We start from the raw sequence: 25,362 nt of genomic DNA on the forward strand, positions 1-25,362 counted from the left end.
CGCGGGGGGCCAGTGGGAGGTTAGTCGGCGGCCAGCCACACATCCTGCAAGCGCTGGTTGGAGTAGTGGTTGGGCGGGGCGATGTAGTTGCGCACCGTCTTCCAGTGCACCACCCGCCGCGTGCCCCAGTAGCCCTTGATGTAGAGGGCGTGCTCCCAGAACTTCTGCTCCAAGGCCTTCACCAACTTCACCCGCTCGGTGTAGTCCAGGGTGCGGGACTGCCGGTCAAACAGCTCCACGACATCGGGGAAGGCTTCGGCCGTCCAGAAGGAGTAGTTGTCAGGGCTACCTGGCATGCGGGCACCGTAGAAGCGGTCGGGGTCGTCGTAGGCATCGCAGTTGAAGATGATAATAAGGTCAAAGTTCCCGGTGCGGGCATCGGTGCGGTGGGGGGTCGTCTCCAGGATGCGGTGGCGTGCCACCAGCCCCACCTGGCGCCACTGGTCAATAAGGAAGTTAGCGTAGTCGTGATAAGGGTTGGGGATGTCGCGGTTCTTGAGTTCGAAGGTGAAGCCCTCGGGGACGCCCGCCTCCCGTAGGAGTTGCCGTGCCCGCTCCTTGCGGGCGGCCGCATCGGGCTCCCAGGAGGGGAACTTCTCCAGCTCCTCCCAGGTGGGCGACCATTCGGAGCCGAAGCGGATCATAGTGCCCGGTGGACGCAGACCCGTGATGGGGTAGAGCACCTGGGCACCCAAACGGTGGTCTATGGCATAGTTGAGGGCGAGGCGGACGCGCTTATCGCTGAAGGGGGCACGCTGGGTCTGGGCGGCGGTGTCCCACAGGCAGGACCAGTCGGTCTCCTGCACCACCACCCGATCCCCCAGGCTCCGCACAATGTCATCCTTCACGGTGGGGGGCATGTCGCGGAACTCGATGTGGGCCCGCCCCGTGCGGATGGCGGCCGCCCGCGCTGCCAGGTCCACAATCACCAAGTAGCGGATGCTATCCAGATAGGGCCGTCCGGGGATGAAGTAGTTGGGGTTTTTCTTCACCTCCACCAACTGGCCGGGGATGAAGCGCTCAAAGATGAAGGGGCCCGTGCCGATGGGCTTCAAGCGCGTGTCGGCCGGGGGTTGCTCTTTGGGTGGGATGGTGTTCCACGGCGAGGCGATGTTCAAAAGGAAGGAGCCAGAGGGATAGTTGAGACGAAAGACGATGGTATAAGGATCCGGAGTGGCAATCTCCTTGATGACAGGCTTGTACACCGTGAGGCGCGGGCTCAGGAAGCCCGAGGGAGGGTTGATGACCTTGTCAAAGGTGTCCTTGATGTCCTCGGAGGTCAGTTCCTTCCCGTTGTGGAACTTCACGCCTCGGCGCAGATAGAAGGTAAAGGTGGTGCCATCGGGGGAGGATTCCCAGCGCTCTGCCAGGTCAGGGATAATGCGCGGGTATTGGAAGGGGTCCAACTGTAGGAGGGTGTTGAACACAGGTGCGGCCGGCTGAATGGTAGCGAAGGTGGTCTCCTGACGGGGGTCGAGGTGGGGCGGGTTAGCCGGTAAGGCAACCAGTAAGGTGCCCCCGTAGCGAGCGGCCTCCCCAGGCGTGGGCGTGGGGCGTGGGGTGGGCAAGGGGGTGGGGGTCGGGAGAACCATGGGGAGGGTGGGGGTAGGTGTGGCGACGGGGGCCGGGGTCGGGGTAGCGGGGCGCGGGGTGGGGGTCGGAGGCGGCGGAGGCGTGGGAGTGGGTGTGGGCGCCGCACGGGCACAGCCCACCGCCGTCAGCAGGAAGACAAGACCTACAATCAGGAGGAGGCGATGCACCCGATGCATAAGCCCTCCTTGTAATCACTGATGGTTTCTAGGGTAAGGGATAACAGGGGCGGTGTCAACCATCACCCCTCTTTTATGCTACGATGGGCAACCCTTCTTGGATCCTGGGTGTGGCATAGCGTTTGTTCACTCCTGTCCGTGCGATCTCGCCCCTGCTGTGCTCGCCTACAGGGGGTGCCTGGTGAAAGGGGCTAGCGCGGAGGAAGGTGGGTTGTCGACCCCTCCCGCAGCACCGCTAGGTGCAGCTCCCGTAGTTGCCGTTCGGAAACCTCGGCAGGTGCGCCGAGCAGCAGATCTTGGGCGCTTTGGGTCTTGGGGAAAGCGATGACCTCCCGCAGGGATGGCTCGTTGGCCAAAATCATCACGATGCGGTCGATGCCCGGGGCGATGCCCCCGTGCGGGGGAGCACCATATTCAAAGGCCTCCAGCAGGTGGCCGAAGCGCTTCTGCGCCTCCTCGGGGGTGTAGCCCAGAATGCGGAAGATGCGCTCCTGCACCTGCCTGTCGTGGATGCGGATGCTCCCCGAGGCTATCTCGTAGCCGTTACATACAATGTCGTAGGCTTTGGAGCGCACACGGCCGGGGTCGGTCTCCAAGAACGGAAGGTCTTCCTCTCGCGGAGCGGTGAAGGGGTGGTGGGCCGATTCCCACCGGCTCTCCTCCGCGTTCCACTCAAAGAGGGGGAACTGGGTAATGAAGGCGAAAACGATGGTATCGGGGTCTGCCAAACCCAGGCGCGTGGCCATCTCCTGGCGGAGGGCGGAGAGCACAGCGTGGGTGGTAGCCACCTCGCCAGCCACCACGAGGAGCAGGTCTCCGGGCTGGGCACCGGCTTGACGCGCCATAGTTTTGATCTGATCTAAGGTGAAGTAGCGGGCCACAGCCGAACGCACCTGCTCTTCCGACAACGCGTCCAGGCTTGTCCCCCGCTGCCCCAAAGCAAAGGTGACCAGTCCTTGGGCTCCCTTGCTTTTGGCCAGGTCTGTCAGCTCCTCCAACTGACGGCGGGAGTAGTCGGCACAGCCGGGTGCGGCGAACCCCTTCACTACCCCACCCCGCTGAATAACTTTGCGAAACACCTCGAACTGGCTTTGGGCGGCGATGGGAGTAAGGTCGGCCAGTTTCAGACCATAGCGCAAGTCGGGCTTATCGGAACCGTAGGTGGCCATGGCCTCAGCATAGGTGAGGCGTGGGAAGGGCTTGCGTAGGCGTTTATGGGGCGTGACCTGCTCTACCAGATCGGTGAACAGCTCCTCCATAAGGTTGAGGATGTCATCTTCGTCCACGAAACTCATTTCTAGGTCCAGTTGGGTGAACTCGGGCTGGCGATCCGCCCGTAGGTCTTCGTCGCGGAAACAGCGGGCGATTTGGAAGTAGCGCTCTATGCCCGCCACCATCAGGAGTTGCTTCAGTTGCTGAGGCGATTGGGGCAGGGCATAGAAGTGGCCGGGATAGAGGCGACTAGGCACCAGGTAGTCCCGTGCCCCTTCGGGGGTGCTTTTGGTGAGGATGGGGGTTTCAATTTCCCAAAAGCCCCGGGCGGTCAGCCAGTCGCGGATGAACTTGACCACCCGATGGCGCAGTTCCAGGTTGCGCTGAAGGCGCTGACGGCGCAGGTAAAGGTATCGATAACGAAGGCGCAGGGTCTCATCTACCTCGGTGTCCTCATTAATGTAGAAGGGTGGAGGCCGGGAAGGGTTGAGCACGCGGCAAGCCGTGGCCCGCACCTCCACCTGCCCAGTGGGGATGGCGGGGTTTTCGGTGCCGAAGGGACGGCGCTCCACTGTGCCCACCACTTGCACCACCCACTCGTTGCGGACGCTATCGGCGGTGCGGTAGGCGTCAGGGGCGTCGGCAGGGTTGAACACCACTTGGACGATGCCGCTGCGGTCGCGCAGGTCAAGGAAGATAATGCCCCCGTGGTCGCGCCGACGGTGCACCCACCCTGCTAGGGTCACTCGCTGTCCCACGTGGTCTAGGGTGAGGCTACCACACTGGGTATCCTTGAGCATAGTGGCTCCTGGGGAGGGCTTTTCCCTTCCAGGATAACACGGTGCACAGGCTGGGGGGTATTTTAGGGGTGGTGATTAAGAATTCTGTCCGCGCAAGGTCAGGAACTGCTCCACAGCTTGCGTCAGGTGAGCGGGGTCGTCTATCGGCGGGAGACAGGCCCCCTGCAGGCATACATAGGCTTGGGGTTTGGTGCCCAGGACAAAGCCTCTGCTGGCCAGGGCGTGGGGATCGCTGGTATCCAGCAAGAGAGGCTCTACGCACGGATAAGGGAGGGCGAAGGCGGCATCCAGCAGGGCGTGGGTCTCGGATGCCTGGGAGGGGCCGACGATGTTCACCTCTAGAGGAGGGAAGAGGTGGCGCAGGACGGCCCGTGCGTAGGCGGCGGCGTGTTCGCCATAGTCCTGGGCGACCTGCACGAAGGCGGTGAGGGTGTCGTGGGCACGGGAGGCGTGGGTGCTCTGTCCCGTTATAGTGGAGAGGAGGCGTAAAGCCTCGGCGGCGACGGTATTGTCGGTGAGGGACTTCTCCTTGAGTTGGAGGTAGCCGAGGGGGGCAACGCCCGGCCCCACATCCCACAAGCCCCCGCTGTGGGAATCCCAGAAGCGCTCCAGCATCGTGTGAGCGAGGGTTTGGGCGCGCTCCAGCATAGCGGGAGTGCCCGTGCGACGATAGGCTTCAGCCAGGGCGAGGGTCAGCCAGGCGTAGTCGGTGAGGGTGCCGTCCACGAAGGGTTTCCCCTCCGCCCAGCAATGGAACAGGGCTTTGTCCGCCTCTGACCAGAGGTTGTTCCAGAGGAAGTCCAGGGCGCGCACAGCTTGCTGGCGCAGGGAAGTCTGCCCCAAAAGGTCGCTGGCCTCCACGTAGGCGATGACCATCTGGCCGTTCCAGTTGGTATAAACGGTGCGGTCCACAAAAGGCGGAAGGGTGCGAGCCCGGCCGGTGGCGTCCAGGGCGTAGTAGGCTTCATCGGCATCCTGACTGCCCCAAAACACGCCCAGGTCGGGGCTGTGCAACCGCTTGTTCACATACCCGATGATGCCCTCAGCGATCTCCCGATACAGGGGTTGCCTTGTTACCTTCCAGGCGCGCAGGTAGAGGCGCAACAGGCTGGCCTGGTCTTCGGCCATCTTTTCGTAATGGGGCTCCGACCAGTCCCGGCGGGTGCTGTAACGGAAGAAGCCCCCCTCCACCTTGTCCCACAGGGCGCCTTGCGACATGCTGTCCAAGGTCTTGACCACCATCCGCAGGAAGAGGGGGTCGCGCGTCTGGGCGTACTGGTCGAGGAGGAGGTGCTGGGCGTCGGTCATAGGGAACTTGGGTTGGGAGCCGAACCCTCCAAAAAAGGGGTCATACAGGCCGGTAACGGCCCGCACAACACTATCCACCACCTGGAACGAGAGGGGTGTGCCCGCCTGGACACGGCGGATCCGTTCCATGCGGCGGGTGCGCATCTCCTGGGCAGTGCGGTAAACGCTGGCCTTTTGCTGACGGTAGAGAGTGGCGACCCGCACCAGAACCTCCTTGAACTGGTGAGGGGGGATGTAGGTGCCCCCGGCGATGATGTCCCCCTCAGGGGTAAGGAAGGCGGTGGTGGGCCACCCGCCCATGTTGTAGCGCTGGTTGACCTCCGGGTGCTGGTCGTTGTCCACGCGAATGGGGATGTAATGGCTGTTGATGAGGCGGATGGCCTCGGCGTCCGAGTAGGAGGTCTCGTCCATCACATGGCACCAGTGGCACCAGACGGCAGAGATGGCTAGGAGAACAGGCTTGTCTTCCCTTTGGGCCTCCTGGAAGGCTGTCTCCCCCCACGGACGCCATTGAATTTCATGGGCACGATTGGGGCGGGGCGAGAACCGGAAGGTCTGCATAAGGCTCTCCTCTACCGTCCACGCCTTCAGCCTAACATAGGAGGCGAAGGGAGGCAAGGCGGCCTGGGACGCCCGTAAGGACATCTTGGGCGGTGGGGGAAGAAAACTACTTCATTTGCGCCCCCGCAAAGGATATCTCTAAAGTGAATATGGGCACTCTCGTGCCCTTCTTTGGAGCACAAGACCTGGGGATGCTGGCCTTCGTCCTGTTCTCCAGCTTCACCATCTGGATAAAGTGGGGCTATGCTATGATGAATCCCAGAGCACCCCGCCGTTTGGAAAGGTCAGACGGCGATGCAGACTCATCTTCATCGTGAGCCGATGCTGTCTGTGGAGGAGGCCCAGGAGCGTATCCTGGCGCACTTTGCCCCCCTGTCCGCTGTAGAGGTGCCTTTGGATGAGGGGTTGGGGCTGGTGTTGGCAGAGGATGTGCGCTCCCCTCTGGATGTGCCCCCCTGGGACAACGCGGCCATGGACGGATATGCCGTGCGCTGGGAGGATATCCGCGGGGCAAGTCCTTCCACCCCCCGCTTGTTGCGCGTGGTGGGGATGGTGGCGGCGGGGCAGATGCCCTCCTCGGCTGTCTTGCCCGGCACAGCCGTTCGCATTATGACGGGTGCCCCCATACCCCCCGGCGCTGATACGGTGGTGCCCTTTGAGGAGACCGATGAGGAGCACCGTCGGCGTGTAGGGCGTGGCCTGGAACACATCTCCATCCTCGGGGAGGTGCCACAAGGTGCTCACATTCGCCCCCGAGCGGGAGACATTCGCCGTGACGAGATAGTTCTCCCCCGGGGGACGGTGTTGGGGCCAGCCCAGATAGGTGTCCTGGCGTCGCTGGGGAGGGCGACGGTGCGGGTGGTCCGACGGCCGGTGGTGGCTGTGCTCTCCACGGGGGATGAACTGCTGGCACCCGGTGAGCCTCTGCAGCCGGGGAAAATTTACGATATCAATTCTCACAGCGTGGGGGCGGCCGTGCGCCAGGCGGGAGGCATCCCCCTGCTCCTGGGCATCGCCCAGGACGACCTGGAGGATGTGCGCCGAAAGGTGCAGGAGGGGCTCCAAGCGGACTTCCTGCTCACCTCGGCGGGGGTGTCTAAAGGCGATTACGATATCGTCAAGGATGTGCTGGCCCAGCAGGGGCGGGTGGAGTTCTGGACAGTGCGGATGCGCCCGGGGAAGCCCATGGCCTTCGGGTGGTTCCTTACTCCTGACGGGCGACGAGTGCCCCACCTGGGCCTGCCGGGGAACCCGGTGAGCGCGTTGGTGGTGTTTGAACTGTTTTGTCGGCCGGCCATCTTCCGCATGCTAGGGCGGAAGGATTACCACCGCCCCGTAGTGCAGGCCACTTTGGACGGGCGTATTGTCAACAGCGATGGGCGGCGTGTCTACGCTCGGGTGGTGGTGGAGCGAAGGGGGGAGGGATGGGTAGCGCGCCCCGCTGGGCCCCAGGCTTCCCATATCCTCACGGCTTTGGCACGGGCCAACGGCTTGGCCATCTGCCCCGAGGATGTCCCCGTTCTGGAGACGGGGGCGCGGGTGCAGGTCATACTCCTCGACGGACCTGTGGAGGTGGCTCGGTGAACCCGCAGGAGAAGCCCCCTGCCCGTTCCTCAGAACCCCTTTTTCAGATTGACTTCCAATGGTTTGAGAAGCAACGCATCGTCCCCTCAGCATTTCTCCTGCCCCGCCTGTGCGCCGACTGCCGGCGGGAGATGGAGGGCCGTCTTGACAAGGGCCTGGGCGTCCCCTGGCAAGAGTATATGGAGCGTATCGCCCAGCACTGCTCCCGAGAGCCGGGGTTTATTACCGAGGGCACACCCTTGCTGGAGGGGGTTTTCCGTCTCCTTTTGGGAGCCCGCAACGAACCGGTAGGGCTCACGGCGTTGAAAGACGCCCTCGAAGAGTGGTGGCAGACGGGACACTCGGTGCGGGTGGTGAGTGCGGAGGTCCTTATGCGCGTGCTCCAGCGTAGCGGGGCCTACGGCATCCGTCAGGTGTCGCCCCCGTAGCGCACGGTGAACCCTGTCCAGAGGCCGGTGGGGTCTTTCCATTCCTCCTCCACCCGCTCCACCTGGGCCAGGGGCGGGCCGCGGTGCAGGGCCTCCCGCAGAAGCGCCAGCGCCTCCGCAGGGCCTTCCGCCCACACTTCTACCGCCTGGCCGTTGGGCAGGTTGCGCACCCATCCCTTCAGGCCGAGAGTGCGGGCGCGCGCCTCTACAAAGGCACGAAAGCCAACCCCTTGCACACGCCCGTATACGGTAGCGTGGAGAGCCTGTTGGTCTTTCCCGTGGGTTCCACTCACAGCCAACGGCTACAGGACGCCAGGGGTATATTCCATCTGGCAGTCCACCACATCGGCATCCCCCCGCACAGCGTCCTCAATGAAGCGGACGACCTGCTCCATACTCCGCTGAGCCTGGGCACCGTCGGGGGCGACGAGGGCTAGTCCCAAAACTGCCGTTTGCCAGAGGTCGTAACCGTCCACCTCGGCCACGGACACATTGAAACGGCTGCGTAAGCGGGCGATAAGGGCCTGCACCACGTGGCGCTTGCCCTTGAGGGAGTGGTTCTCGGCCAGGTGGAGGGTGACGCGACACACGACCAGTTGCATAGGCGTTCACCCCCTCTTATCGTAGCATGCGCACCCCTTGCCTGGCTGAGCGTGTTGCCCAGAACGGCTACGGACGTAAGCCCCTGCCTCCACGCCACACATAACGAAGCGTTTAGGAGAGGAGTACCCTGGCCATCTGCTGAATAAGCACCAGGAGGAGGATAGCTACCAGGGGGCTCAGGTCAATGAACCCCAGGCGAGGCACGACGCGCCGAATAGGCGCCAAAATCGGCTCGGTGATTTGGTAGATGACGGCGACGATGGGGTTGTTCCCGCCGATGGGGAACCACGACAGGATAGCCCGTACCAGGATGGCCACGTATAGGGCGGTGGTCAGATAGAAGATGAAGTCGGCCAGGATGGTTTTCACGGTTTACGCCCCCAGGGCCTTAGCCTTCTCATAGGCTGACCGCACCGCCTTGATAAGGGATGCCCGCACGCCTCCCTCCTCCAAGGCCAAAAGCCCCTCCACGGTTGTCCCCCCTGGGGAGGCCACCATCCCCTTCAAGTCGGCCGGGTGGCGGCCGGTCTGCTTGACCATATGGGCGCTCCCCAACACCGTCTGCACCGCCATCTGGCGGGCCATGTCGCGGGGCAAGCCGATGTGCACCCCAGCGTCTATTAGCGCCTCAATGCACAGGAACACGAAGGCTGGGCCGCTGGCGCTGAGGGCGGTGGCCATATCCAGGTATTTCTCGTCGCTGACATACACCTCCTCCCCGAAGGAGCGCAGCAGGTTCCGCACTTGCTCCCGTCGCTCCGCTGGGACCTCGGAGGTGGCTGTCCACACGCTCATCCCCATGCCCACCTGGGCAGGGGTGTTGGGCATGACCCGCACCACCTGCTTGTGCCCCAACCCCTGAATGATAGTCTCCAGACGCGCCCCCGCAACGATAGAGACCGCCACCTGCCCGGGGCGCAAGACGCCTTTCAAATCTTGGAACACGGCTTTCAGGTCTTGGGGCTTGATAGCGAGCACCACCAGGTCGCTCCCCGCTGCCGCCTGAGGGTTGCTGGCCACCGCCGGGATACCGAACTTCTGGGTGAGAAAGGTGCGGCGCCCCTCTAATGGCTCCCCCACGGCCAGGTCTGTGGGGCGGGCCAGCCCTCGCTCCAGGATGCCCGTGATCATGGCTTCGGCCATGGTCCCGCCCCCAATGAAGGCGATGCGCATAACGCCTCCTTCCGCAATCCCTCTGAGGGCATTATGCCAGAGTCGGGAGGAGGATGCCCAGAAGCACCACGCCCACACCCCATCCTAACATCACTTGCCACCGCGCTGGCCGCACCAGGGCCATTAGAAGTAAGGCCGGCAGGGCGAGGGCTACTCCTACGCCGATGACCATCATCGGGAGGGTAAGCCGTGCATCCCCATAGGCTCCCCAGAGGGCCCCAGCCCCCATCCCTATCAATCCGCCCACGCCGATGATTTGGAGAACGAAGGGGGTTACCAGCACGGGCAGGGGCAAGTGCCCCAGGGCTATGCGTAGGAAGGGCGGGGGCTGACGCAGGACAAGGCGCAGACCCCATAGCCCCAAGACAGCCCACACTGCTCCTGTCAGGAAGCCCAATCCCAAACCTAAAAACAGGGCAGGCACTATTCGTTCACCTCCGCCCCGACGCTATGGACAGCCCAAGCCCTAAGGCCCTGCTCTCGCAAGATGGCCACCGCCTTCTCCGCCTCCGCTGGCGTTGAGACCAGGGCATAGAGGCTCGGCCCTGCACCTGAAAGATGAGCGCGCCGCCCCGTTGCCTCTTCCAAAGCCTTCCAGTAGGTTGCCAGGCCTGGAAAGGCAGAAAAGGCGACGGCTTCAAAAGTGTTATACAGCAGGGCATCACAAAGGGGTGTGCCCGCGTGCAGAGCCTGCACTAGGGCACGCGTGCGGGAGCCGTTGCTCCAATGCTGGGGACGCAGAAGACCATACAATCGTGCTGTCTTCTTCTCGTCCCCGAGGGGGGGAGCCAGGAGCACAAACCAGGCCTGGGGCAAAGGGGGTAGGGGAGTAATGTGTTCCCCCCGTCCCTCGGCCAGCGCCGTGCCGGCGTAAAGGAAAAAGGGCACATCAGAGCCGAGGCAAGCTGCTAACTGCACAAGCCGTTCCCGTGAGATGGAGAGGTTCCAGAGGCGCACCAAGCCTTGCAGGGCTGTCGCCGCGTCGCTACTCCCGCCTCCCAAGCCCCCTGCGACAGGAATATGTTTGTGCACCCGAATTACCACGCCTCGGCGCACACCGGTGTGCTGGCGCAAAAGGTGGGCCGTCTTATAGACCACATTCGCAGGGCCTGCCAATGAGGGGATGGAGCACTCCACGATGATGGCCTCGGGATGGGGGGAAAACTCCACCTCGTCCCACAGGGCGATAGTTTGGAGGACGGAGGCGATGGCGTGGTAGCCGTCGGGCCGTCGGCCCAGCACCTCCAGGGTCAGGTTGATTTTGGCGTAGGCCCTTAGGCGGAGGGTGTCCATCCCTCCTCCTGCAGGGCGTGGTAAAGGCTCTCCCACTGGGGGATGGACAGGGCTTCGGGGCGCGCCGCGAGGGGGATGGACGCCGTACTGAAGGCCCGCTCCACCCTTTCACCGGGGAGGTTCAGGGAACGGCGCAGGTGGCCTCCCAGTTGCTTGCGGTGGGCCTGAAACCCCAAGCGGACGAGTGCGAAAAACCCCGCCAAATGGGCCGACGGAACCCGCGGTTGGGGGTACACCTCCAGGCGCACCACGGCCGAGGCGACCCGAGGAGGCGGATAAAAACAGCGGGCGGGTACCACGCGCACCAGGCGGGGATGAGCATACACTTGAATCCCTACGCTCAGTAGGGTCATACGCCCTGGGGGTGCGCACATCTGCAGTGCCACTTCCTTTTGCAGCATGACCACCATTAAAGTGGGGCGATGCCCATCTTCTAGGAAGCGTCGGATGATGGGGACGGCGGCGTAGTAGGGGAGGTTGGCCACGACCTTGTAGGGCAAAGCCGGCGGCAGCCAGGGGGAAAGGTCTACGGTGCGGGCATCCCCCTCCACGATAGTCGTAGAGGGATAGGGCGCAAAGAGGCGGGTGAGGGCACGAGCCAGGGTCGAATCCAGTTCCACCGCGATGAGGCGGGCCACACGGGTAGCCAACAACTCGGTCATAAGTCCCAACCCCGGCCCAATCTCCACCACCACATCCTGGGGTGTTAGGGCGGCGGCGCGTAGGATGCTCTCCAGCACGCCCCGGTCCACCAGGAAGTGCTGGGCGAGGCGCTTGGTGGGGCGTATGCCCAGGGCGCGCAGGCGCTCCTGGACCTGTCGGCGCAGGCTGGGGGGCGAGGGGGCCGTTACGCCAATTTCAGGGCTCTCCTGGCGTTCTCCAAGAGTACTTTCGGGCGCACCTCATCCTTGATGGGGAGGGCCTCAAACTCCCGCAGCCACCGCTCGGGTGTGATGAGGGGGTAGTCGGAGCCGAACAGGACTTTATCTTGGAGGCGGGTGCTGATCTCCCGCACCAGGCTATCGGGGAAGTAGCGGGGTGCCCACCCGGACAGGTCGATGTAGACATTGGCCTTGTGGATGGCCACGGCGATCTGCTCCTCCTGCCAGGGCCAGCCGGGGTGGGCCATAATGATGGTCAAATCGGGGAAGTCGGCGGCCACATCGTCAATGTGCAGGGGGTTGCTGTACTTGAGTTTGATGCCCCCGCCGCCCGGGAGGCCGGCCCCGGCACCGGCGTGGCCCGAGTGGAAGAGGACGGGGATGCCCAGGCCGCGGGCGGCGTCATAGAGGGGGTAGAAACGGGGGTCGTTGGGGAAGAAGGCTTGATGGTTGGGGTGAAGTTTGAGGCCCCGCAGGCCCAACTGCTTGACGCCCCGCTCCAGTTCCTCAATGGCCTTTTTGCCCTTCCAGGGGTCAATGCCTACAAAGCCGATGAACTGCTGGGGATACTTTTTGACGATAGAGGCCACATAGTCAATGCTATCGGGGGGTTCGCCGCTGGTCGTCTCGGTGTCCACTGTGAGGAGGACGCCGATGATGTCCCACGCCTTATACTGGGCGGCCATAGTGTCGGCATCGGGGGGTGGGGGGCCGGCGCGAAAGTACCGGCGCATGGCCTCGGAGAGGCGGGTGGGGGGCAGGCCGGGCTGACGGGGAACGTGCACATGCACATCAATGGCTTTGACCACGGTGCACCTCGTAGAGAAGGCATTGGCCGTGCACCCCCTCTTGAACGTGGCGTGCGGGCATAGGCTTCGGGACGGCTCCGGCCAGGCGCTCCTGCGGCGCGCAGAAGGGACTGCTGACCGTTGCTCCCTTCCGGGCCTGGCGGGGTTCACAGGTTCTGCCGCGCAGGACCCAGCCCTCCACGCCGTCGGGGGAAGCCCAGGGGCCCTCACGCCCGCCCGCAAGGGGGAGTTCGACCCCGCTGTGGCGGATTGCGGGTGCAGGGCACCGCCAACTCCCCGTCTAGCACGGCCATAGATACTCTACCAGGGGCCCAGCGCCCCTGTCAACGATGGGGGTTTACTTTCCCCCTGCCCTCCCGATACCATGCGGGCGACACCCGTGCGGAGGAAAGGGATGCGTCTGCCTATAGGGCTGCACACCGGCCAGCAGGATGCCACCTACCAGGAACTGCGCCGCGTCTGGCGTTGGGCCGACCGAGAGGGGTTCTCCTGGATTTCGGTATGGGATCACATGTATGAGACCCCGCCCGTGGATGGCACCCACCCCTGCTTCGAGACCGTCTCCATCTGGACCGCTTTGGCTATGGAGACCCGCCATGTGCGCGTCGGCTGTCTGGTAATGAATGTGGGCTACCGCAACCCAGGGCTGATCGCGAAAACGGCGTGCACCCTCGACCATATCAGCGGGGGGCGGTTGACCCTGGGGCTAGGGGCGGGCTGGCACGAAATGGAGTACATCGCCTATGGCTACACCTTCCCACCCCCCAAGGTGCGCCTGGACATGCTGGAAGAGGGCGTCCAAATCGTGCGCTCCCTCCTGACGCAGGAGACCACGACCTTCGAGGGGAGATATTTCCGCGTGGTCAACGCCTATTGCAATCCCAAGCCCGTCCAACCCCGTGTGCCGGTGTGGGTGGGGGGGCAAGGGGAGAAGCGCACCCTACGCATCGCCGCCCGCTATGCTGACGGCTGGAACTGTCCGTATGTTTCCCCCCAGGACTTCGCCCGTAAGTGCGCTATCCTGGACGAATACTGCCGCGTGGAGGGGCGCGACCCCAGGAGCGTCTTCCGCAGTGTGAACATCGGCTTCTACATGGGCTACGACGAGGCCGACGCCCAACGCAAGCGGGACTTTCTGCGCAAGCAGTGGGGCGCTCAAGCGGCCCAGCGGGAGGGAGGCATGCTCACCGGCTCGCCCCAAGAGGCCATAGAACGTATTCACCAATATATCGCCGCAGGTGCCCAGCAGGTGAACATCGCCTTGCGCGCCCCCTTTGACTGGCGGGCCCTGCGCGCCTTCGCCCAGAAGGTTTTACCCCAGTTCTCATAAGGACGATGCAGCCAACCCTCCTCCCCGCGCACGACTTCGGGCCACCGCCCGGATGGGCCCAGTTCGCCCTGGTGGACAGCCCCGACATTCCCGAGTATCCCCTCCACCAGGTCATGGATAAGGTCATCCTGGGCGATGCCTTGCAGGTTCTCCCCAAACTGCCCGGGGAAAGCGTGGACATGGTCTTCCTGGACCCCCCGTACTTTCTGCAGTTGCCCCGCAAGCGCCTTGTGCGGTGGGGTGTGCGCACCCCGGTGGAGGGGGTGGATGAGGCGTGGGACAAGTTCGGCAGTTTCGCCGAGTATGATGCCTTCCTGACCCGTATCCTGCAGGAGGTCCGACGCCTCATGCGCCCCACGGCCACCCTCTGGGCCATCGGCACGTACCATAACATCTTCCGCGTGGGCAAGATCCTGCAGGACTTGGGGTTCTGGATTCTGAACGATGTGATCTGGGTGAAGCCCAATCCCATGCCCAACTGGCTCAATGTGCGCTTCACCAACGCCACCGAGACCCTTATCTGGGCCGTCAAGGACAAGGGGTGCAAGGGCTACACCTTCCACCACGCTGCGGCGCGGCGCTACGCCTCGGGGAGGGTGGCGCGCAACATCTGGGAGGTGCCCCTGTGCACCGGACGGGAGCGGGTGAAGGACGCCTCCGGGCGCACATTGCACCCCACCCAAAAGCCCGAGGCCCTGTTGGAGCGGGTGCTGGCGGTGTCCACCCGCCCGGGGGATGTGGTGCTGGACCCCCTGGCAGGGGTGGGCACCACCGGCGTGGTGGCGCGCCGTATGGGAAGGCAGTGTATTATGGTGGAGCGGGAGAGGCGGTATGTGGAGGCGACGCTTCTTCGCCTACAATGTATCAACGGGGTGGATGACCTGGTTGTAACACGCTAACCGTTTCCCCAACCGGGATGGGGAGGCAGACATGGATACCTTTACAAAACACTTGGAAGACTATTTGCAGAACCTCGCCGATATTCGCGCACGCGATGCCTCGGAGGATACCATTCGGGACGCTTTCCTGCAGTTCCTGCGGGGGGCTTTCCCCCGCCTGGAACAAGTGGTTCCCCTCTCCCTTGAACAATATGTCCCCGCCATCCGTGTGCGGGGAGGGTTCGCCGACATCCTTTTCGGCGACCTCATCTGGGAGTTCAAGCGCCGTTTGGACCAGGCGAGTTGTGCGGATGGCCTGGAGAAACTGCAACGCTACTTGTCCAATCAGCCCCACCCCGAACGCTTCACGGGTATCCTCACCGACGGTGAAACCCTCGAGGCTTATGCCCTGCAGGAGAACACCCTCCAGAGAATAGACATCACCCGTTTGCAACAGGACAAGGCGGAACAGGTCAAACTGTGGCTGGACTCCTACCTCTTCCACGAGAAGGTGTTGTCCCCCACGGCAACGGATGTGGCCCTCCGCTTCGGGGAGCGCAGCGCCACCTTTTGGCACAGCCGGCGGCTCCTGACGGACATCTGGCAACAGCGCTCCGCCGACCCCTCCGCCTACCCCTCCACCCAAACCAAGTTCGCCGAGTGGCAAAGCCTCCTCTCTATCGTTTACGGCTCCGCGGTCGGCAACGACGACCTCTTCTTCCGCCACACTTATCTGGCCCTTTTCGCCCGGGTGTTGGCCTTCGTCGCCCTCCAACGGCGCGCCCCCTCCGAAGACGAGGTGAAGGGGCTTCTGGACGGGGACACCTTCGAACGGCTCGGCCTGGGCAACTTCGTGGAGGACGACTTCTTCACCTGGCCGGGCGATCAGGCAACCCCCCTCCTCCAGGCCCTGGCCACACGCTTGACCGCTACCTATGAACTTTCCCACATCACCGAAGACCTCCTGAAGGAACTCTATCAGGAGCTGGTGGACCCCGCCACGCGCCACGACTTGGGCGAATACTATACCCCCGACTGGTTGGCCGAACTGATTCTTCGCCAAGCCGGCTTTCCCCCTCCCCAGCGCCCCCTGGGGCAGGCCCACTCCCTGTTAGACCCCGCCTGCGGCTCGGGCACTTTCCTATTTCTGGCAGTGCGTCTCCTGAGGGAGGCGGGTGTGCGGGGGCGAGAACTCGCCGAGTTCTGCGCCTCGCACATGGCAGGCATTGATGTCCACCCCCTGGCCGTTACCATCGCCAAGACCAACCTCATCCTGGCCCTGGGCGATGACCTCCGCAGCTATGGGCGCCGGTTTGACCTGCCCATTTATATGGCCGATGCCCTTTTCGAGGCGCGCCCCCTGGAAGGGGCGCTTCGGGTGCCTGTGGACACCGCCACTCTTGCCCAGCGCTCCGGCAAAGAGCGTCCATCCCACATCCCCTCCCAGTTCCTGCTTCCCATCTCTTTGGTGGCACGGCCCGACACCCTGGATGAGGCCCTAGACGCCCTCATCGCCTACGCCAAACCCGACTCGACCAAGAAGGAGGAGGAGGAGGCCTTTGAGGGCTTCCGTCATCGCCTCGCCCGCCTGTTCCAGCCCCTGCAGGATTGGGATGTGTGGGAGGGCAACCTGCGCCTGATGCGCTGGCTCCTTCAGCCTCCCGCCACCGACAGCGTGTGGCGGTTCATCCTGAAGAACGCCTACCGCCCCGCTCTCCTGGCCCAGCGCACATTCGCCTTCGTGGTGGGCAACCCCCCGTGGCTGGCCTATCGCTACATCGCCCGCCCCGACTACCAGCAACGCGTGCGGAAAATGGTCTTTGAGCATTCCTTGCTGGAAAAGCGCTCCACCCACCTCTTCGCCCTAATGGAGATGGCCACCCTTTTCTTCGCCCATTGTGCCGAGCGCTTCTTAGCCGATAGGGGCACCCTGGCCTTTGTCCTCCCCCGTAGCGTCCTGACCCAGGCCAAACAGCACCGCGGATTCCAGACACGCTTCCTGGCCCACGCTCGCCGAATCATAGACTGCGAAGGTGTGGTGCCCCTTTTCCAGGTGCCGGCGTGCGCTGTGGTGTGGGTCAAGGGGCCAACCCCGCCACAGCCCCCCGCAGGCGTGCCCTGCCTGCGCCTGGAGGGCACCCTGCCCTCCCGCAACGCCCCTTGGGCCATCGCCCACAAGCACCTCACCCAAGAGGCTACCACCTTTCACCCCCCCAAGCCTGGGGCCCCCAGTCCCTATTTTGAACATTTCAAGGCGGGGGCTTGTATCTACCCGCGTGTGCTGTGGTTCGTGCGCCCGCCCGAGGACCGAAGAATCACTGACCTCCACCAGCCCTATCTGGAGACCGACCCGTCGGTGAAGGCCCGCGCCAAACCCCCGTGGAACAGGGTGCACATGCGGGGCGAGGTGGAGTCCCCCTACCTTTTCGCCACCCTGCTGTCCGACGACCTTTTGCCCTTCGGGTGGCGGCGCCTGTCGCTGGTCGTTCTCCCCCTGGCCTCAACGCCGGAAGGGCAGAGGACGATGCTAGACAGCTCAGCGGCAGCCCACAGGGGTGCCCCCAAACTGGCCGATTGGCTTCGGAAGGCCGAGTCTGATTGGAATAAGCAGCGCAAAGGGCAGATAGACCTGCAGGCCTGGCTGAACTGGCAGGGGAAACTGACACGCCAGCATCCCAGTGGGGTGGTGAAACTCCTCTACAACGCCTCAAGCACCCACCTGTGCGCCTGCGTGGTGGACGCCCGGGATGCTCACCAGTGGCAGGTGCACGGCATCCCTGTTCAGGGGTTCGTTGCAGATAACACCACATATTTCCTGGAAACACAAAATTCAGTGGAAGCCCATTACATATGCGCTATTTTGAACGCTCCCTTGGTAGACAAAACTATCAAACCATTTCAGACTAAAGGCCTTCTGGGTGAAAGGCATATTTCCCGATGGCCCTTTGAAGTTCTGCCCATTCCCAAGTTTGACCCGCGCAATCGTGTGCACCTGCGGTTGGCGGCCCTGTCGGAGGCGTGCCATGCGAAGGTGGCGCGGATGGGGCCTTTTTCGGGGGATACATCCATCGGGCGTCTGCGCCGGCAGGTACGGGAGACTCTGCGGGAGGAGATCAAGGAGATAGACGCTTTGGTGCAAAAGATGCTAGGCTAGTGCCCTGTGAGCAACCGCGCAGAGGAGGCTCGGCATGCTGGAAATTTTCAAGGTGCCCGAAAGGGTGGCGGTGCGGGTGCGCCCCGAGGCTTTGCGGAGCACGGTGGAGGCCATCTTCCGCAAGATGGGGGTGTCGGAGGAGGACGCCCGTATCGGGGCGGATGTGCTGGTCACGGCCGACCTGAGGGGGGTGGATACCCATGGCGTCTCCAATATGCTCCGCATTTATGTGGAGGGGTATGCTCAGGGCACGCTTAATCCCCGTCCCCGCTGGCGCATCGTGCGGGAGACCCCCGCCACGGCCAATGTGGACTCCGACTTCGGCCTGGGGATTATGGTGGTGCCCCAGGTGATGCGGATCGCCATCCGCAAGGCGAAGGAGACGGGGGTGGGGATGATCACCATCCATAACGGGCGCCACCTGGGGATGGCCGCCTACCATGCCATGCTGGCCCTGCCCCACGATATGATCGGCATCTGCATGACGGCCACGGGGCCGACTATGCCCCCCACCTTTGGGCGGGAGGCCCGCCTGGGCACCAACCCCATCGCCATTGCCGCTCCCGCCCGCACGGAGCCCCCCTTCGTGTTTGATGCGGCGATGACCGTCATCGCCAACAACAAGCTGCGCTTGGCCCGCCGGCTGGGGACGCTCGTCCCGCCGGGGGTGTTGGCCAACGAGCGTGGGGAGCCGATTATGCACCCAACCCCAGTGCCCGACAAGTACTTCATCCTGCCCCTGGGGAGCATGCGGGAACTGGGCTCCCACAAGGGGTATAGCCTGGCGTGTATGGTGGAGATTCTGGGGGGTGTATTGTCGGGGGCGGGGTTCGGCTTCAAGTTGGGGCGGGGGGCGGCTAACCACTTCGTGGCGGCCATCAACATAGACGCCTTCACACCGGTGGAGCGCTTCAAGGACGAGATGGACGAGTTTCTGCGCTCCCTGCGGGAGACGCCCCCCGCCCCAGGGCACGAGCGGGTGGTGTATGCGGGCCTGCCCGAGTGGGAGGAGGAGCAGGTGCGGCGCGTGCAGGGGATCCCCCTGCACCCGGAGGTGATTCACTGGTTCCGCACCATCTGCGGGGAGCTGGGCATTCCCTATACCTTGGAGGGGTAGGGCGTCCTCCCGCCCGCCGATAGAACACGCAGGCGATACACCGAGGGGCACGCCAACCGATGAGGCGTGCCCCGTGCGCCTCCTTGGTTGTGGGGGGAAGGGGTTAGGAGGCGGTTTTGTCTCCCTGGGGGAAGACGGGCTCCTTGCGGGTGAGGATGTGGAGGAAGGCTGGGCGTCCCGATTCGGTAACGGCGATGGCCCGCTTGAAGGCGGGGATGAGGTCTTGGGGGCGCTCCACCCGCTCGGCCCATGTTCCCAGCGCCTCGGCCAGTTTGGCATAATTCCCCGACAGGGAGGTGGTGTGGTATTTGGCGATGGCGGTGGGCAGGTAGCGCTCATATCCGCTCATACCCTGGTTGTCCATGACGACCGTCAGGATGGGGATGCGCTCGCGCACGGCCGTCTCCACGTCCATGCCCACCATCCCGAAGGCGGCATCGCCCATCAGGTTGACCACCACCTTGTCGGGGTGAGCCAGTTTGGCCCCCATAGCCAGCCCCAGGCCTGTACCCAGTTGGGTGGTCTTTCCCCAGCCGATATAGCCTCGGGGGATGATAGCCTCGTAGAAGGCGGTCACCTGGTCGCGGGGGTAGCCCGCATCGTGGGTAACAATGGCGCGCCGGCGATCCAGGGTCTGGGTCAGGTCCCAGATGACGCGGAAGGGGCTGATGGGGATGTCGTCCGCGGTGAGGCGGGGGAGCCACGCCCGCATGTATTCCTGCTTCACAGCGGCAATCTCCTCGTGGACCTTGCCGTCGCCCCGTCGTCCCGCGGGCAAGTAACGATGCAGTTCCTGAATCATCAGGCGCAAGGTGGCGCGCACATCCCCTACCACGGCCAAGCCAACGGGATAATCCTTGTTGATGTCGTCCTCGTTGATGGTGATCTGAAGAAGGGTCTTGCCGGGCGGGATGGGGACGATGTAGGAGGAGCGGGTGAAGCTGGTGCCGATGCCGATGACCATGTCTGCCCTCTGCAGGAAGCGGGCCACCGGCAAGGGGACAGAACGCCCCCCACAGCCGAGGGAGAGGGGGTGATTTTCGGGGAAGGCGCTCTTGCCATTAAGGGAGGTGAACACAGGGATTTCCAGGCGCTCGGCGAACTCGCGCAACTCGTCCCAGGCCTCGGCGTAGAGCACCCCCTGCCCGGCCATAATGACGGGGGCCTTGGCGGCCAAGATAGCGCGCAGGGCGTCGTGCACATCGTGGGGATCGGGGTAGGGACGCCACCCCTTCACAGGGGCATAGTGGAACACCTCCTCCCGCACCTCCTCGTTGGCCACATCGGTGGGCACCTCTAGCACCACAGGCCCGGGCCGTCCATTGCGCAGGAGGGTGAAGGCCCGGCGGAGCATTTGGGGGATACGGTCAGGGGAGTTGATGATTTCGGCCCACTTGCTCACGAAGTGGTAGGAACGGGAGGCGATGAAGTTGGGGGGAACACCGTGGCGGGCGCGCTCGTAGGCACCCGGGAGCACCAGTAAGGGCACGTTGTCGGTATAGGCCTGGGCAACGCCGGGGAAGGCGTTCTCCACCCCTGGCCCGTATTGCATACAGGTTACCCCGATGCGTTTGCCGCAAGTGGCGCGGCTGAACCCGTCGGCGATGTTGACGGCGGTGCGTTCGTGGCGCGCAAGGATGGGGCGGATACCCGCCGCAGCGCAGGCCTCAATGATGGGGTTGACGGGGTAACACGTGATAAACTCCACCCCCTCCATCTTGAGGATGGTGGCGATGGCGGCAGCGCCTTTCATGAGTTTATCCTCCTTGCTGTGGTGCCTGGCCTTGACCTACTATAGCATACCTTTTGTGGCCGCTCGGCAAAGGGGAAGGGGAGCGTCTGTGGTTCCTCCACCTTTGGTCTATAATACTAGCCAGGGAGGGAGCGATGGGCCTGATTGCGCGGTTCACAACCATGGTGCGGGCCAAGTTGAATCGCTTATTGGATCGCGTAGAGGATCCTCGGGAAACCCTCGACTATGCCTATGAGAGGCAGTTGGAACTGTTGCGCAAGGTGAAGCAGGGGATTGTGGAGGTGGTAACGGCGCGGCGGCGGTTGGAGTTTCAGGTGGAGCAGGTGCGTCAGCAGCTGCCGAAGCTGGATGAGCAGGCCCGACAAGCCCTGGCTGTGGGGCGTGAGGACTTGGCCCGTCTAGCCCTGCAGAAAAAGCACACCGCCCTGCAGCAGATTCAGGGGCTGGAGGAGAATATCGCCCGCTTGCAGCAGGAACAGGAGCGCCTCACCCTTGCCGAACAGCGCCTCTCGGCCAAGGTGGAGGCCTTCCGCACCCAGAAGGAGCTCCTCAAGGCCCAGTATACGGCCGCCGAGGCGCAGGTGCGCATTGGGGAGGCGATGGCGGGGCTGGGGGAGGAGATGGCCGATGTGGGGGCGGCCATTGAGCGGGCTCAGCGCCGCACCGAGGATATGCGGGCACGGGCCAGCGCCATTGATGAACTGGCCCGCGTGGGGGTTCTGGAGGACTTTACTAAACTGAAAGACCCTGTAGGGCAAGAGTTGGCGCGCCTGACGGCGCAGCAAAATGTGGAGGCCGAACTGGCCGCCCTCAAGGCCAGCATGAGCAAGAGCCAGGCGCAACTCCCCACGGGAGGCCCCTCGTGATCGTGCGCATTCACGCCGAAGGGCAGTTCCAGGTTCCCAGCGCTTTGCTGGACACCCTCAACGATTTGGACAACCAAGCCGTAGATGCTGTGGCTAAGGGCGACTACGCCCGCTTCCTACACCTGCTGCGTCAGATGCATCGCCTGGTGCGGGAGCAGGGCAAGCCCCTTCCCCCCTCGGATCTCCGAGTCTCGGATGTGGTGCTCCCTAGCGAGGACATTACCTTGGACGAGGCGCGGGCGCTATTCGGGATTGCGGGCCTTATTCCCGGTTAGGTGGTCTCCTCCAAGAAGGGGATGCCCCACAGGGGGTACCAGTTCTCCAAAGTCTTCTCCACAGGCAGGTCTTTTTCCATTTTGGCCGCGATGGCCAGTTCCTGGGCGGTGTCCCGCTTCTGGTTGGGGCGGGGGATGAAGGGGTAGAAAGTGGCGCGGCGGAAGTGGTAGATCCACACCACTAAGGTGCTTTTCCCCTGGAAATCGGGCTCCGAGCGGAAAGGGAACACGGCGGCTAACAACTGCTCCCGGAAGCCCCGCTCGCGGAAGGTGTCGGCCGCTAACTGCACCGCCGAAAGCAAGTCCTCAAAGTCGTCGTCTTTCAGGATAATCCAACGGGTGCCGTAGTCATCGGCGGCGATACGGAATCGGGTGCCCGCCTCCCGCTGGGCGATGCCCAAGAGGCCGGGCAGGTCGGCCAGTAAGGTTTCAAAGGCGCTGGAGGATTGGGGACGGAAGCAAATGCCCGCGCTGCCTGTGGGGCGCACACGGTGCACCGTCTCCAGGGTCAGGCGGGCGGAAGCCAAAGCCAGCAGGCGATCCTGCTGGCTTTGGGGGCGCGCCCGTTTACGGAAGAGGCGTCGCAACAGGTTCACGGTGTAGGTCGCCTACCGGCTCCACTCCAGGCGCTGTTCCAGACGGCGCAGGCGCTCCACGCGCTTGTGCACAGGGGGGTGAGTGGACAGGAGTTCCAGAATTACCTCACCCTTCAGGGCGGAGACAATGAAGAAGGCGTTGGCGCCCTCCACCTTGCGCAGGTCTTCGGTGGGGATGCGGGCGATGGCCCCGCTGATTTTCATCAGCGCCGATGCCAGGCGAGAGGGCATCCCGGTGAGGATGGCCCCAGCGTAGTCGGCGGCATACTCGCGATAGCGCGAAAGGGCCAGGATGAGCAGTTGGCTGATGATGTAGACCAGCAAAGAGACCAGCCACACCAGCATAATGGCCCCAGCCCCGCCGCCCCGCTCATCCCGCCGTCCGAACCCGCCGAACAGCATCACCCACATCAGCCAGTTGGTCAGCATGGACGCCACCATGCTGAAGAAACTGGCCAGGGTAATCACCAGCACATCGCGGTTCTTGATGTGGGCCAACTCGTGGCCCAAAACGGCCTCCAGTTCCTCGTCGTCCAGACGGCGCATGATGCCGGTGGTCACGGCCACCACGGCGTTCTTAGGATTACGCCCGGTGGCAAGAGCATTGGGGATATCCGTATCGATGATGGCGATCTTAGGCTTGGGGAGGCCCGCCTGCAACGCCAGGCGCTCCACCATGGCGTGCAGTTTGGGAGCGTCTTGGGGGCTGACCACCTTGGCCCCCAGTGACCACAGCACCATCTTGTCGCTCAGGAAGTACTGGAGCCCGAGCATGATGCCGGCAATGATGGCGATCATCAGCCAGGGCACTCCCGCAGCGGTGAGGAAAGTGATGAAGGCCAGATACAGCCCGGCCAGGAGCGCCATGACGAAGGCCATCCGCCACAGTAGGCCCCAGTCGCGCGGGATGCGGCGTGCTCGCACAGCCATATGGTCTTTCCCTCTTCTTCACCAGGCACGCCCTGAGGCGTGCCCGTTTTAGAGCCTCTCGCACCGTATTATAGCGTGGGTACGGGGGAAAGGGAAGGGGCTAGCTGTCGCTCGCTAAGGCCTGGGACAATGGGGTATAGGGGAGCCCCAAGGCCTCGGCCACGGCGGGGTGGGTTACATACCCGCGGTATATGTTGACGCCTTTGGTCAGGGCGGGGTCGTCCGTCAAGGCGCGGGGCACCCCCAAGGTCAGCAAGCGTCGTAAATAGGGGTAGAGGGCGTTGGACAGGGCGCTGCTGGCCGTTTGGGGATATGCCCCGGGCATGTTGTCCACGGCGTAGTGGATCACTCCATTGACGGTGTACACGGGTTGAGCGTGGGTGGTGGCACGGGTAGTCTCGACACACCCGCCCTGGTCGACGGCGATATCTATGACCACGCTCCCCGGGGCCATAGCGGTTACCATTGCGCGGGTGATCAGTTTGGGGGCCTTCGCCCCCGGCACCAGCACAGCCCCGATCACCACATCGGCTTGCAGGACGCTCTCGGTGATGGTGGTCGGGGTGGAATAAAGGGTGGTGAGGCGTCCAGGGATAGAGGCTTCGGCCTGACGCAAACGGTCAGGACGGGTATCGAGGAGAACAACCTGGGCTCCCAAGCCTGCGGCCACCCGGGCGGCGTTAGTGCCAGCCGTGCCCGCACCCAGCACCGCCACAACGGTGGGGCGAGTGCCGGGTGCACCAGCCATGAGTTTCCCCTTCCCTCCCAAAGGGCGTTGCAGATAGTAGGCCCCGATGAGAGGGGCCATCCGTCCCGCGATCTCACTCATAGGCATTAAGAGGGGAAGGGAGCCATCAGGAAGTTGGACCGTTTCGTAAGCGATGGCGACCACCTTCCTGCGCAGGAGGGCGTGGGCTACTTCGGGGTGAGCGGCCAGATGTAAATAGGTGAACAGGATTTGACCTGGGTGCGGCAGTTCGTATTCGGAGGGTTGGAGCTCCTTGACTTTCACGATGAGGTCGGCGGTGCCCCACACCTCGGCGGCGTCGGCGGTGAGGAGCGCCCCGGCTTGGAGATACGCTGCATCGGGGAAACCGGCCCCTTCGCCTGCTCCCTTCTCCACCAGCACCTCGTGCCCGATGTGGCGGACGTCGGCCACCTTCTCGGGGGTTAGGGCCACGCGATACTCGTCGGCTTTCCGCTCCCGAGGGACGCCGATGCGCATCCGTGTCCTCCCTCTTTCTTTTGTGCTGTGGGGCCCGCAGTATTGGTGCGTGGTGCCCTCGTCATCCTACGCTCAACCGCTGGGGAAGAGCCACGCTCAACGGCAACGCGCTCACCCAGTAACCACCTGCAGGGCGCTTTGCAGGATAGAGAGGAAGATGAAGCGTCCATCGGTTCCCCCCACATCCGTCTCACAGCAGCGCTCGGGGTGGGGCATCATCCCCAGGACATTGCCCTGACGGTTGACGACCCCGGCGATGTTGTTCAAGGAGCCGTTGGGGTTAGCCTGGGGGGTGATGCGTCCCTGGGGGTCGCTGTAGCGGAACAGCACCTGCCCATTGCGCTCCATCTCCGCTAGGGTGTCGGGGTCGGCGTAGTAGCGCCCCTCCCCGTGGGAGATGGGGATGCGCAGCACTTGCCCTGGACGGCACGCCGAGGTGAAGGGCGAGGCGGTATGCTCCACCCGCAAATGCACCCATTGACAGCGGAACTCCAGGTGGTCATTGCGTAGAAGAGCCCCGGGCAAAAGGCCCGCCTCACATAAGATTTGGAAGCCGTTGCAGATGCCGAGCACCAGCCGTCCCCGTTGGGCGAATGCGTGGACGGCGTCCATAATGGGGGAGAAGCGGGCGATGGCCCCGGGGCGGAGGTAATCCCCAAAGGAGAACCCGCCGGGCAGAATGGCGCAATCGTAACGGGAGAGGTCCCGCTCTTTGTGCCAAACGAAGTCCACCTGCTGCTCAAAGACCTCCCGCAGGACCCACCAGCAGTCCAAGTCGCTCCAGGTGCCGGGGAAGACGATGACGGCGAAGCGCATA

The 25,362-nt window shown here is 63.8% G+C and carries 23 protein-coding genes, 1 other RNA gene and 1 pseudogene; 8 read left to right on the forward strand and 17 right to left on the reverse strand.

Annotated features, from left to right (window positions below; translation table 11 throughout):
* Positions 1–20: 20 nt before the first annotated feature.
* The 3 genes from NZ951_08185 to NZ951_08195 all read right to left on the reverse strand — a co-directional run bounded on the left by NZ951_08185 (position 21) and on the right by NZ951_08195 (position 5,650).
* Complete coding sequence (locus NZ951_08185) at positions 21–1,769, reverse strand: ABC transporter substrate-binding protein (protein ID MCS7207885.1); 1,749 nt, start codon at positions 1,767–1,769, stop codon at positions 21–23.
* Between the two features lie 191 nt (positions 1,770–1,960).
* The gene (aspS, locus tag NZ951_08190; GenBank protein ID MCS7207886.1) at positions 1,961–3,781 is read right to left on the reverse strand and encodes an aspartate--tRNA ligase; all 1,821 of its coding nucleotides are present in this window, start codon (positions 3,779–3,781) and stop codon (positions 1,961–1,963) included.
* A gap of 75 nt (positions 3,782–3,856) precedes the next feature.
* Positions 3,857–5,650 carry a DUF255 domain-containing protein gene (locus NZ951_08195; GenBank protein MCS7207887.1) on the reverse strand — a complete coding sequence of 598 codons (1,794 nt, stop codon included), beginning with the start codon at positions 5,648–5,650 and terminating at the stop codon, positions 3,857–3,859.
* A 294-nt stretch (positions 5,651–5,944) separates the two neighbouring features.
* Here NZ951_08195 and NZ951_08200 point away from each other — a divergent pair, with 294 nt between their 5' ends.
* Both NZ951_08200 and NZ951_08205 read left to right on the forward strand, forming a co-directional pair.
* Complete coding sequence (locus tag NZ951_08200) at positions 5,945–7,234, forward strand: molybdopterin molybdotransferase MoeA (GenBank protein ID MCS7207888.1); 1,290 nt, start codon at positions 5,945–5,947, stop codon at positions 7,232–7,234.
* Complete coding sequence (locus tag NZ951_08205; protein ID MCS7207889.1) at positions 7,231–7,662, forward strand: hypothetical protein; 432 nt, start codon at positions 7,231–7,233, stop codon at positions 7,660–7,662. The genes NZ951_08200 and NZ951_08205 overlap by 4 nt, the downstream gene beginning before the upstream one ends.
* Here the strand turns inward: NZ951_08205 and NZ951_08210 are convergent.
* The 9 genes from NZ951_08210 to ffs form a co-directional block, all read right to left on the reverse strand.
* Entirely contained in the window at positions 7,644–7,955 is a 312-nt protein-coding gene (locus tag NZ951_08210; GenBank protein MCS7207890.1) for an acylphosphatase, read from the reverse strand. The two genes, NZ951_08205 and NZ951_08210, sit on opposite strands and share 19 nt — an antisense overlap.
* 9 nt (positions 7,956–7,964) lie before the next feature.
* Positions 7,965–8,264 (reverse strand): DUF503 domain-containing protein, encoded by a 300-nt coding sequence (locus tag NZ951_08215; GenBank protein ID MCS7207891.1) that lies wholly within the window; start codon positions 8,262–8,264, stop codon positions 7,965–7,967.
* Positions 8,265–8,376: 112 nt separating this feature from the next.
* On the reverse strand, positions 8,377–8,634 hold the full coding sequence (locus NZ951_08220; GenBank protein ID MCS7207892.1) for a YggT family protein: 258 nt from the start codon (positions 8,632–8,634) through the stop codon (positions 8,377–8,379).
* A gap of 3 nt (positions 8,635–8,637) precedes the next feature.
* On the reverse strand, positions 8,638–9,438 hold the full coding sequence (proC, locus tag NZ951_08225; GenBank protein MCS7207893.1) for a pyrroline-5-carboxylate reductase: 801 nt from the start codon (positions 9,436–9,438) through the stop codon (positions 8,638–8,640).
* Between the two features lie 31 nt (positions 9,439–9,469).
* Positions 9,470–9,862, reverse strand: a complete 393-nt coding sequence (locus NZ951_08230) for a hypothetical protein (protein ID MCS7207894.1) — start codon at positions 9,860–9,862, stop codon at positions 9,470–9,472.
* Positions 9,862–10,731 (reverse strand): 4-(cytidine 5'-diphospho)-2-C-methyl-D-erythritol kinase, encoded by an 870-nt coding sequence (gene ispE / locus NZ951_08235; GenBank protein ID MCS7207895.1) that lies wholly within the window; start codon positions 10,729–10,731, stop codon positions 9,862–9,864. Before ispE ends, NZ951_08230 begins: the two co-directional genes overlap by 1 nt.
* Complete coding sequence (gene rsmA, locus NZ951_08240) at positions 10,713–11,519, reverse strand: 16S rRNA (adenine(1518)-N(6)/adenine(1519)-N(6))-dimethyltransferase RsmA (protein ID MCS7207896.1); 807 nt, start codon at positions 11,517–11,519, stop codon at positions 10,713–10,715. The genes ispE and rsmA overlap by 19 nt, the downstream gene beginning before the upstream one ends.
* Before the next feature lie 59 nt (positions 11,520–11,578).
* Positions 11,579–12,421, reverse strand: coding sequence for an amidohydrolase family protein (locus NZ951_08245; GenBank protein MCS7207897.1), 843 nt, complete (start codon positions 12,419–12,421; stop codon positions 11,579–11,581).
* A 26-nt stretch (positions 12,422–12,447) separates the two neighbouring features.
* Positions 12,448–12,710, reverse strand: an RNA gene (gene ffs, locus NZ951_08250) — signal recognition particle sRNA large type.
* A gap of 105 nt (positions 12,711–12,815) precedes the next feature.
* Here ffs and NZ951_08255 point away from each other — a divergent pair.
* Genes NZ951_08255 through NZ951_08270 form a run of 4 tightly spaced genes read left to right on the forward strand, consistent with a single transcriptional unit; the run spans position 12,816 to position 18,900 of the window.
* Positions 12,816–13,751 (forward strand): TIGR03560 family F420-dependent LLM class oxidoreductase, encoded by a 936-nt coding sequence (locus NZ951_08255; protein MCS7207898.1) that lies wholly within the window; start codon positions 12,816–12,818, stop codon positions 13,749–13,751.
* 5 nt (positions 13,752–13,756) lie between these two features.
* On the forward strand, positions 13,757–14,650 hold the full coding sequence (locus tag NZ951_08260; protein ID MCS7207899.1) for a site-specific DNA-methyltransferase: 894 nt from the start codon (positions 13,757–13,759) through the stop codon (positions 14,648–14,650).
* 31 nt (positions 14,651–14,681) lie between these two features.
* A complete protein-coding gene (locus NZ951_08265) occupies positions 14,682–17,783 on the forward strand; it encodes an N-6 DNA methylase (protein ID MCS7207900.1) in 3,102 nt (1,033 codons plus the stop codon).
* A 34-nt stretch (positions 17,784–17,817) separates the two neighbouring features.
* On the forward strand, positions 17,818–18,900 hold the full coding sequence (locus NZ951_08270) for an Ldh family oxidoreductase (GenBank protein ID MCS7207901.1): 1,083 nt from the start codon (positions 17,818–17,820) through the stop codon (positions 18,898–18,900).
* Positions 18,901–19,003: 103 nt separating this feature from the next.
* Here NZ951_08270 and NZ951_08275 read toward each other — a convergent pair.
* Positions 19,004–20,665: pseudogene (locus NZ951_08275) on the reverse strand (thiamine pyrophosphate-requiring protein).
* Between the two features lie 122 nt (positions 20,666–20,787).
* Between NZ951_08275 and NZ951_08280 the strand changes: the two are divergent.
* Both NZ951_08280 and NZ951_08285 read left to right on the forward strand, forming a co-directional pair.
* Positions 20,788–21,519 carry a PspA/IM30 family protein gene (locus NZ951_08280; protein ID MCS7207902.1) on the forward strand — a complete coding sequence of 244 codons (732 nt, stop codon included), beginning with the start codon at positions 20,788–20,790 and terminating at the stop codon, positions 21,517–21,519.
* The gene (locus tag NZ951_08285) at positions 21,516–21,794 is read left to right on the forward strand and encodes a hypothetical protein (protein ID MCS7207903.1); all 279 of its coding nucleotides are present in this window, start codon (positions 21,516–21,518) and stop codon (positions 21,792–21,794) included. The genes NZ951_08280 and NZ951_08285 overlap by 4 nt, the downstream gene beginning before the upstream one ends.
* On the opposite strand, the gene NZ951_08290 is transcribed toward NZ951_08285, so the two are convergent.
* From NZ951_08290 to purQ, 4 genes are all read right to left on the reverse strand, one after another.
* Positions 21,791–22,390 (reverse strand): hypothetical protein, encoded by a 600-nt coding sequence (locus NZ951_08290; GenBank protein ID MCS7207904.1) that lies wholly within the window; start codon positions 22,388–22,390, stop codon positions 21,791–21,793. The genes NZ951_08285 and NZ951_08290 overlap by 4 nt on opposite strands.
* Positions 22,391–22,402: 12 nt before the next feature.
* The gene (gene htpX / locus NZ951_08295; GenBank protein MCS7207905.1) at positions 22,403–23,320 is read right to left on the reverse strand and encodes a zinc metalloprotease HtpX; all 918 of its coding nucleotides are present in this window, start codon (positions 23,318–23,320) and stop codon (positions 22,403–22,405) included.
* A 100-nt stretch (positions 23,321–23,420) separates the two neighbouring features.
* Entirely contained in the window at positions 23,421–24,545 is a 1,125-nt protein-coding gene (gene ald / locus NZ951_08300) for an alanine dehydrogenase (GenBank protein MCS7207906.1), read from the reverse strand.
* A 111-nt stretch (positions 24,546–24,656) separates the two neighbouring features.
* Positions 24,657–25,361 carry a phosphoribosylformylglycinamidine synthase subunit PurQ gene (purQ, locus tag NZ951_08305; GenBank protein MCS7207907.1) on the reverse strand — a complete coding sequence of 235 codons (705 nt, stop codon included), beginning with the start codon at positions 25,359–25,361 and terminating at the stop codon, positions 24,657–24,659.
* Position 25,362: the final 1 nt, after the last annotated feature.

Source organism: Dehalococcoidia bacterium, from assembly GCA_025060295.1.
In the GTDB taxonomy this organism is placed as follows: Bacteria; Chloroflexota; Dehalococcoidia; order Lucifugimonadales; family HRBIN23; genus HRBIN23.

Coding starts and splice junctions, on each gene's coding strand:
- NZ951_08185 (MCS7207885.1), bottom strand. CDS start 1,769: ATGCATCGGGTGCATCGCCTCCTCCTGATTGTAGGTCTTGTCTTCCTG.
- aspS (MCS7207886.1), bottom strand. CDS start 3,781: ATGCTCAAGGATACCCAGTGTGGTAGCCTCACCCTAGACCACGTGGGA.
- NZ951_08195 (MCS7207887.1), bottom strand. CDS start 5,650: ATGCAGACCTTCCGGTTCTCGCCCCGCCCCAATCGTGCCCATGAAATT.
- NZ951_08200 (MCS7207888.1), top strand. CDS start 5,945: ATGCAGACTCATCTTCATCGTGAGCCGATGCTGTCTGTGGAGGAGGCC.
- NZ951_08215 (MCS7207891.1), bottom strand. CDS start 8,264: ATGCAACTGGTCGTGTGTCGCGTCACCCTCCACCTGGCCGAGAACCAC.
- proC (MCS7207893.1), bottom strand. CDS start 9,438: ATGCGCATCGCCTTCATTGGGGGCGGGACCATGGCCGAAGCCATGATC.
- ispE (MCS7207895.1), bottom strand. CDS start 10,731: ATGGACACCCTCCGCCTAAGGGCCTACGCCAAAATCAACCTGACCCTG.
- NZ951_08255 (MCS7207898.1), top strand. CDS start 12,816: ATGCGTCTGCCTATAGGGCTGCACACCGGCCAGCAGGATGCCACCTAC.
- NZ951_08260 (MCS7207899.1), top strand. CDS start 13,757: ATGCAGCCAACCCTCCTCCCCGCGCACGACTTCGGGCCACCGCCCGGA.
- NZ951_08265 (MCS7207900.1), top strand. CDS start 14,682: ATGGATACCTTTACAAAACACTTGGAAGACTATTTGCAGAACCTCGCC.
- NZ951_08270 (MCS7207901.1), top strand. CDS start 17,818: ATGCTGGAAATTTTCAAGGTGCCCGAAAGGGTGGCGGTGCGGGTGCGC.
- NZ951_08280 (MCS7207902.1), top strand. CDS start 20,788: ATGGGCCTGATTGCGCGGTTCACAACCATGGTGCGGGCCAAGTTGAAT.
- htpX (MCS7207905.1), bottom strand. CDS start 23,320: ATGGCTGTGCGAGCACGCCGCATCCCGCGCGACTGGGGCCTACTGTGG.
- ald (MCS7207906.1), bottom strand. CDS start 24,545: ATGCGCATCGGCGTCCCTCGGGAGCGGAAAGCCGACGAGTATCGCGTG.
- purQ (MCS7207907.1), bottom strand. CDS start 25,361: ATGCGCTTCGCCGTCATCGTCTTCCCCGGCACCTGGAGCGACTTGGAC.